Origin of the sequence: Niastella sp. (assembly GCF_045805085.1) — a bacterium.
Lineage (GTDB): Bacteria > Bacteroidota > Bacteroidia > Chitinophagales > Chitinophagaceae > Niastella.
Window position 1 is genome coordinate 1 of the sequence record NZ_JBJMLX010000267.1, and the last position, 8,237, is coordinate 8,237.

10 protein-coding genes are annotated in these 8,237 nt (G+C 39.8%); 8 read left to right on the forward strand and 2 right to left on the reverse strand.

Annotation, left to right across the window (positions count from 1 at the left end):
- The first annotated feature begins 202 nt into the window (after positions 1–202).
- Genes ACJ751_RS13935 through ACJ751_RS13945 form a run of 3 tightly spaced genes read left to right on the forward strand, consistent with a single transcriptional unit; the run spans position 203 to position 2,029 of the window.
- Entirely contained in the window at positions 203–661 is a 459-nt protein-coding gene (locus tag ACJ751_RS13935; protein WP_407746106.1) for a hypothetical protein, read from the forward strand.
- Positions 662–686: 25 nt separating this feature from the next.
- A complete protein-coding gene (locus ACJ751_RS13940; protein WP_407746107.1) occupies positions 687–1,625 on the forward strand; it encodes a glutamate synthase-related protein in 939 nt (312 codons plus the stop codon).
- Between the two features lie 5 nt (positions 1,626–1,630).
- Complete coding sequence (locus tag ACJ751_RS13945; protein ID WP_407746108.1) at positions 1,631–2,029, forward strand: GreA/GreB family elongation factor; 399 nt, start codon at positions 1,631–1,633, stop codon at positions 2,027–2,029.
- A 171-nt stretch (positions 2,030–2,200) separates the two neighbouring features.
- Here ACJ751_RS13945 and ACJ751_RS13950 read toward each other — a convergent pair whose 3' ends face one another.
- Complete coding sequence (locus ACJ751_RS13950; RefSeq protein ID WP_407746109.1) at positions 2,201–3,007, reverse strand: MOSC domain-containing protein; 807 nt, start codon at positions 3,005–3,007, stop codon at positions 2,201–2,203.
- 69 nt (positions 3,008–3,076) lie between these two features.
- The gene (locus ACJ751_RS13955; RefSeq protein WP_407746110.1) at positions 3,077–3,373 is read right to left on the reverse strand and encodes a DUF1330 domain-containing protein; all 297 of its coding nucleotides are present in this window, start codon (positions 3,371–3,373) and stop codon (positions 3,077–3,079) included.
- Positions 3,374–3,709: 336 nt separating this feature from the next.
- On the opposite strand from ACJ751_RS13955, the gene ACJ751_RS13960 reads away from it, so the two are divergent.
- The 5 genes from ACJ751_RS13960 to ACJ751_RS13980 form a co-directional block, all read left to right on the forward strand.
- Positions 3,710–3,976 carry a hypothetical protein gene (locus tag ACJ751_RS13960; protein WP_407746111.1) on the forward strand — a complete coding sequence of 89 codons (267 nt, stop codon included), beginning with the start codon at positions 3,710–3,712 and terminating at the stop codon, positions 3,974–3,976.
- Complete coding sequence (locus tag ACJ751_RS13965; protein ID WP_407746112.1) at positions 3,904–4,587, forward strand: M28 family metallopeptidase; 684 nt, start codon at positions 3,904–3,906, stop codon at positions 4,585–4,587. Before ACJ751_RS13960 ends, ACJ751_RS13965 begins: the two co-directional genes overlap by 73 nt.
- Positions 4,588–4,687: 100 nt before the next feature.
- Positions 4,688–5,917 (forward strand): InlB B-repeat-containing protein, encoded by a 1,230-nt coding sequence (locus tag ACJ751_RS13970; protein WP_407746113.1) that lies wholly within the window; start codon positions 4,688–4,690, stop codon positions 5,915–5,917.
- 237 nt (positions 5,918–6,154) lie between these two features.
- The gene (locus tag ACJ751_RS13975; protein WP_407746114.1) at positions 6,155–6,778 is read left to right on the forward strand and encodes a protein-glutamine glutaminase family protein; all 624 of its coding nucleotides are present in this window, start codon (positions 6,155–6,157) and stop codon (positions 6,776–6,778) included.
- Between the two features lie 614 nt (positions 6,779–7,392).
- Positions 7,393–8,237 (forward strand): hypothetical protein (locus ACJ751_RS13980; protein ID WP_407746115.1); only part of this gene is annotated, 845 nt, incomplete at its 3' end.

Consider the following 8,237-nt stretch of genomic DNA (forward strand, 5'->3'; position numbering starts at 1 on the left):
CCCATCTGTATTATTTCTCCAATTTTAAAGACTTTAACAGGTTAACCCAAGCCTAATTCCTTAAAGGCTTGGGATCAGTATTTTGTAATTATCCAGGTAATTACCAAATCATTATTTATAACCTGTCAATGGTTATCTGTGACAACTATTGCCTCTTGTTAAAGGCAGTGGTATGATATGCTATTGTACAATAATTTTTAAGATGAGCAATATAGAAACAACTTTCTCCAAAGAAAAATTTCAGCAATTAAGTGAACTCGGATCTAAGTTCAATTTATCTTTTTCCAGTCAGATGGCAATAGGCAACAAATTAATTGCATTGGATGGAATCAAGAAAAGCTTATTGGTGCTGGAATCAATCAACAAGTCCTGTATAATTGAATTGAATAAAATTGCTTCTGTTTCTGTGAAAAAGACTTACAACAGTATACGACCAGGGGAATTAAAAAAAAGGGGGATTGAAGAGTTTTTAAATACTATTGAACTGCAGTTTGAATACCGTAATAAGAATGGAACAGTTAGTATACCTTTTTATGACTGTGAAGAAGATGATCTGCATAACCTGCCCACGTTAGAGAGAAATGCTAAAAACTGGCAAATGATCCTTTCTAAGATGATATACGTACCAGCGAAAAAAAAGATCAAAGAATTGAAGTCATAATTGTTTATTTATAAAGCGAATTACCATGATACGAAATAAAAAACTGGTTTCGGCCAGTGGAATTATAATACTATTACTTGTTTTAGGAAATGTTATTACACTCATAGAGGCATATACCAGCAATGAAAAATGGTATTGGGTTCTTGTTCTCACCTTACCCTTACTGATATTGGCAATTATAAACGTCCGCCGGAAAAAGCATGCCATTTTGTGCAATGAAAGGGCTAAAAGGGGAAGTATTGCGCACAATACAGGTGAGGGTGGCATCAGCGAATACGATCTACATGAAGGGGATCGGATCTGGCAAATAGGTCCTGGCTATTGGGGTTGTCGCGATGAAAATGGAAGATTCAACGCAATGGCGTTTCGCAAGAATGCATTACACCTACAGGTAAAAATGATCGAACTAACATTATCCCAGAGCGCAAAACCTGGACATGGTGGTATTTTGCCGGCTAAACCAGGCCTGACCATCCATTCTCCGGCAAGACATTCGGAATTTGATACTCCTGTGGGAATGGTAATGTTTTTAGACCTGTTACGGGAATTGTCTGGTGGAAAACCTGTTGGATTTAAAATTTGTATTGGTGACAGGCAGGAGTTCATTGATATCTGTAATGCTATTAAAGCAACGGGATGCATCCCTGATTTCATATCCGTGGACGGCGGAGAAGGCGGCACAGGTGCAGCACCGTTGGAATTTACTGATCACCCGGGAATGCCATTACATGAGGCGCTGGCCTTTGTAAAGCAAACATTGGATGAATTTGATCTTGCCAGCCAAATAAAAATATTCGCTGCTGGTGAAATTATTACGGGCTTCGACGAACGTAAAGTGCTTTCCTTAGGGGCTAAGTTTTTCGAAAAAACAGAGGAACAAAAGATCATGAGTTTTGAAGAGATATATTTTCGAGCCCGGAAAGCAAAAAAAGATCGACAACAATTTCTATTACTATCAAATTAAATATTATGCAAAATACAAATAAACAGCTTGTTCTAAGGAAGGATGATTATAACCTGTTGATCTCATATCTGACTGGAGGAAACAAAAGGACAGCTTTTGATCGTCGCAATGCGGAAGACCTGCAAGGTGAATTAAAGAAAGCAAAGCTGGTAAATAAGGACGATTTCCCTCCTGATGTAGTGAGGCTAAATTCCATTGTACGAATAAAAGCGGAAGGCAAAACTGAAATAATGGAATTCATGCTTGTTACGCCAGACAAAGCAGACATTAAAGAAAAAAGGATCTCGGTAATGGCTCCGATAGGAACTGCGCTGATCGGATTTCGAAAAGGACAAAAAGTTAAATGGCAGGTACCGGCTGGCAAAAAAACATTTAAAATACTGGAGGTTATAAACGAACAATAGATGGTGGTCTTTTATAACCGATCTCTCACTATTAAAAAGAATATTGTATGAAAAGCGTATCAGCAAAAACTCAATCATCCTTGCAATCGCTTTTAAGCAAGGATGGTTTTACTCAGGGGTATACAGCCCACAATCCATTATAACGGGGAGCCGCTGGCTCACCCTTAAAATTTAATAGAACACTTTTTCGCCAATAATATTTACTTCATCCCCGATTTGAATGGCTTTCCCGATCTCTGTAGCAGGAATATAGCAATTCACCGTTAAATAATAGCTATGACCATGTTCATTTAATTTCGACCAATGTGGCAAAGTTGCAGCCCGGTGTCTTGAAAATATTTTTGGAAAAGCATGAATAACTTCACCTGTTTCAGGATCACGGCTCGGTACCACACACCTTGCGCGGGGACTCATTCCGAATAATGTTACTTCGCCTAATGTGAATTCGATTCCTGTCCCTTCTTTGGAAAAAAGATGATCTTCCCAAAATGGATCCGCTCCTTCTAGTTCAATCGTTGCCCGGAATCGTTTCCTTGTCTCTTCCAGGTCAATATTGTCGAACCAGGCAGCAACAGCTTTTAAACTTTCAGTGGAAAGAATAGTAATACCACTAATGTCAGGAATATCCATAAACCGGCCCTCTTTATTTTGGTGAAGCGTTACAGGAATTTTGAAAAATGCTGACAAGTAAGCATCGATGGCTGATTTTTCATTTTGCAGATCGAACTTATCCCATTCGCTGTTTTCATGGTGCCGGAATGAAACAATCTCCTTTTCAAAATCAATAGTTGAACGAAGCGCATGAACAAGCGGATTTGTTTTTCCAATAATAAAATTTCCATTGGAATCAACGATTGCGTATTCCCTGTCATGCAAAATACTACCCCCTTTTATTATTAATCCGCTTTGTAAAGAGAGCCCATCAAGCGACTTTATGGGGTATATTGTAATCCTGCTTACTTTAGGTTTGAGTTCCATTACTTATAATTTTAAACAGCTGGCGGCTACCTGTACTATCCAGAACAGTTCATATTATCCATTCACTTTTTATTTCGCCTCGAATTGTTTAAGCACAACCATGGTGCAATTAGCGGTAGAATTATGCCTTAAATGAATGATAGATTGATATGCGGGGTCGTTATAAAATTGATTAACCACATCCTCCGAGGGAAATTCTATGATAGCATTCATCGTTTTTGGTACACCTTCCAAAGCTTTCGGATTGGTTTCCATGGCTATCACTTTTGCGCCGTACTTAACAAATAGCGGTCTAACCCCCGGCGGATAGTTTTTGAACATTTCAAAGTCAAGGATATCATATGAGTTTACGACATATACAGACATAATGCTGAAAATTTAGATTATAAATAGGTTAGTTACATAGCCTGCTTTTTGGGGCTTACTTAGTTGTGTTGAATGCTGTTTCATTATTGAAGATAACATTTGTCAACGTCTAATGAATAATTTCGTTAAACAGCTCCTTTCAGAGCTGTTTAAGTTGTTGGGACTGGATAAATTTCGGACCAATTTTTTTTGGAAATTCAACAGGTTATATATATTACATATGCTCAGCACCGATAATAAAGTTTAAACCGCAGAGTAAGTTTCATTAATTAAATCTAAAATTAATATTTATATAGCATGTAGAGTTTGTCATACCTACTTCAAATCAAAACACACATGAGAAAATTTTTCATCGCTTTCTGTTTTATTCCATTCACTTCATTAGCCCAGGAAAAAATTGATATGGAAATGATCAGCAAGATCAAAAAAGAAGCAACAGACAATTCGCATGTGATGGACATTGCATTTCACCTCACGGATGTAAGTGGTTCTCGTTTAACCGGGTCGCCTGGTTTTATGCGTGCCGCCAATTGGATCTCAAAGCATATAATGTACTGGCTGAGATACCAGGTACAGATCCTACACTTAAAAGTGAAGTGGTGATGCTGGGCGGCCATCTTGATTCCTGGCATGGGGCTACAGGTGCAACCGATAACGCGGCAGGCTGTGCTGTTATGATGGAAGCCGTTCGCATTCTGAAAGCCCTGAATATACAGCCACGCCGTACCATTCGCATTGCGTTGTGGAGTGGGGAAGAAGAAGGCTTGTATGGCTCCCGCAATTATGTAAAGAATCACTTCGCTGATCCTGCCAAAATGGAGCTGATGCCGGAGCATGAGAAGATCTCTGCTTATTACAATCTGGACAATGGCAGCGGAAAGATCCGGGGCGTATACCTGCAGGGTAATCAACAGGTGCGACCTGTTTTTAACAGTTGGCTGGCCCCGTTTAATGATATGGGAGCCAAGACACTCACCATCGAGAATACGGGCGGTACGGATCACCTGTCGTTTGATGCGGTTGGCATTCCCGCATTTCAGTTCATCCAGGACAAATTAGAATATGATACCCGTACGCATCATACCAATATGGATACCTATGATCACCTGGTTGCAGACGACTTAAAAGAAGCGGCTATCATTGTGGCCAGCTTTGTTTATAATACGGCTCAACGTGATGAAAAGATCCCACGAAAAGAATTGCCCAAACCGTAGACTGGTATGCGTAAAGCCGGAGTGCCAACTACAAAATGATTCATTTAGAATAATTGATATATGTACAATTATTTATACCAGGCCGCGTTTTGTATGAAGTATGAAACGCATTATAACCCTTAGCCTGAACGCTGTACTATTATTTTATTCCTGCCAGAAATCTTCAAAAGATTCCCCTGCGCCGGTTACCAATTCAGACAGCGCTACCGTTACCGTTGTAAATGGTTATGGAAGCGGCACTTACAAGATCGGTGATACCGTGCACATTTGGGGCAACCCCACATCGGATAGTTATGTATTTGACCAGTGGACCGGCTACACCAGCCTTTTGCAGAACAGCGGTGAATGGCATAATATATTTATAATGCCGGCACAGAATGTGACTGTAACGGCCAGCCAGAAAGCCATTACGCAGCTTTCATTGAAGTATGAGAAGATCAAAGGCGTGAACATTTCAAAGAATGTCTATTCCTGTTTTCCCGCTTCGCAAAAAGGAGTGGTTTTTTTGTTGCACGGTTCCAATGGCAATGCGCTGAACCTGGTTACCAATTATGAGTGGAAACAAATGATGAAAGACCTGGTAACGGCCGGGTTTGGCATCATAGTTACAGAAGCGGAAGAAGTGTCTTTGAACAATGATATAAACGGTAATGGTTCCCTGCAATGGAAAACAAACCCGGTGGATAGTACTACGAACGTTGATATGGGCAATATAAAAGCCATTCGCGATACATTTTATGCAAGAGGTTCTGTTAACCGGTCGTTGCCCCTGTATTCGATCGGTATGAGCAATGGAGGCGCATATTCCTGCTGCTTATCGTATTTGTTCAAATTTAAATCGGGCGTGTCTTATTGTGCGCAGGCGTATAAAGTGATCTTTGATGCATCTACCATCCCTTACCAGTTCTGTATGGCAAAGAACGACGACCAGCCCGAAGTTGGCGCTGCCGGTAATGCCGATGCACTTACGTATTCGCAAGGGCTCAACAGCCGCGGCGTATGCAGCAAGTATTTTGTAAATGACCGCAGTCCGGTTTATCCCGAGCGGTTTGCGCGGGAATCGGATATCAGCGTGGCCACTTCCACGGCGCTTTTCAAAGAGTTAAAGAATAACAACTGGCTCACCAGTAAAAACTTTATAAAAGCAAACGCTGACAGTGTTTCAAAAATTTGCCTGGCCAATTCGGCTACCTATCCAACTTATAATTCATTGAACGTGGCGCAGCGTTATTTTGTGAACATGCAAATAGATGTGATGTTCGCAGGGCATCAGTTCTATAGCGATCTTAACAAAACCACGATAAAGTTCCTTGATTCGAGATGTCAGTAGCACAATAATTAGTGAAGAAAAATAATAATCAAAAATAGCCTCTGATGCATCGGAGGCTTTTTTAATTGAGCAGGCGTTTACACTTTCAGGCTCCGGTTCATTTCCTGGTTGGTTACTCGTGGGAACAGCCTGCCAGCTTGAGATGGTTCCTGGCAATGCCCAAAAGCCATCGCGGCTGAATTCTGTTGCGCTTTTATTGTTATCTTCACATCAATTCAAATATAGATTTTTTATCAAATGAATGAGATAGTGCCCACCCTTTTCGACTTTCTTCTTTCAGACGTAAGCTTGCGCCATATAGTTCCCAAACAGCAAGCTGAAGACCTATTCACTTTTTTCAAGCACCATCCACTCTTCAATTGGACAAATTCAAATAATGGCTGTGAAGGAAGAGCTGACGCTGTATGTGTTTTATTAGATGAGTGGAACATACCAAATTATAAGGGTTGGGCGTTCGGCGGTGCTTATCTGAAAAACCATGTAGGAGAACTAAAACAAAACTGGAAATACCATGTCGCCCCGGTACTTTCAGTAGAGGAAGATGGGAAAATTATAGATTATGTACTCGATCCTTCTACAGCTGGTTCATTAATGCAAATCGATGAATGGGCGGCAGCCATCACCCAGTTGCCACATAGTTATTATTGTATTCGCCAATCGTGCTGGTATATTTTCCCTTCTAAAAACATTAGCAGGGAAAAATGGAACATGCGTGACAAACAAAATCGCAAATGGATGATACAGTGCCTTGCCGGCATCAATAGTCTTACTGCTACAGGTAAAGCCCAATTATGTTTCAATAAGAAACGATTACAACATATTTCAGCATCGTTCCAAAAACTTAAGAAAAAAAAGCCGTGATAATATAATAACTCGATACATCGAGACTACTATCGCCGGGCGATAATTACTTTTTTGGGACGATAATTACTTTTTGCCTGGAGATAGTTACTTTTTGGGGACGATACTTACTTTTTCCCGGGTTATAGTTACTTTTTTGAGGAAGATAATTACTTTTCCTGAGCTATACTTACTTTTACCGGGTTATAACATCAGCATTGGCCGTTTAAACTCAATTGCTTTCAGTAATACTTCACTTACGATCATAAATAAGTAACATTTTATAACGCAGGTTCACCCATTTGCCGGTTCTTTCACTTAAAAACCGGAAAAATCACTTGTCAAAAGACTTATAATACCTGAATGCAGCCATATTTTCCTTATCAACGATAGATTTTTGCTATAGGCCCGCCGAATTCAAATAAACACCGCCCAATTAATACCATAAGATCTTACAAGCCCTCTAACAGGGCCATGAAATAATCTTTGCGTCCGTAGCACAAATAGTTTTTTAGTGAATATTATTCGATGAATGTCCGCAGAATATATATGAATACTTAAAATCCCTCAACTAATGCGGATAGGAGATATACGATAAATTGTGTATATTAGAGAATAGGCCGCCAGCTATTAAAATGAATTCGATTGCATTTATTGATACCGAGATTGAGCCAAAGAGCCGAATAATTCTTGACATTGGAAGTGTTAAGGATGATGAAAGTTCTTTTCACAAAACTTCACTCATAGAATTCAAAAACTTTCTCAACGGAACGCAATTTATCTGCGGGCATAACATTTTCAACCACGACATAAAGTATATCGGACAAACACTTAAAGAGGCAGGCATAGGCCCTTCAAACATTATTGACACCTTGTACCTTTCTCCGCTGCTGTTTCCCACAAAACCTTACCATGCTTTATTAAAAGATGACAAACTTCAATCGGAAGACCCTAACAATCCTTTGAATGATTCAATCAAAGCAAAGGATCTATTCTCTGATGAAATAACCGCTTTTAAACTACAAGATGAAACGCTTAAAGAAATTTTCTATTTGTTATTAAATAACAGAAAGGAGTTTAACGCCTTTTTCCGTTTTATTGACTACGTCAGCCCAAGTATAGGACTTGAAAGCTTAATTCGAACGAACTTTAAAAATGAAATATGTGAGCAAGTTGACTTAGCGAAAATAATTTCAGCGCATCCGGTAGAATTGGCATATTGTCTGTCACTCATTAATTCTTTCATCCACCACAACAAAATACATTCCATCACACCGCGCTGGGTGCTGAAAAATTATCCTGAAGTTGAACGGATAATGTTCCGGTTGAGAAACAAGCCCTGCATAAGTGGTTGTGCATATTGTAACAACGCATTGGACGTCCACAGAGGCTTAAGGCGGTTTTTCGGATTTGGCACTTTCAGAACTTATGGTTCTGAACCACTACAAGAGAAAGCTGTAAAGGCAGCTGTTGATAATAA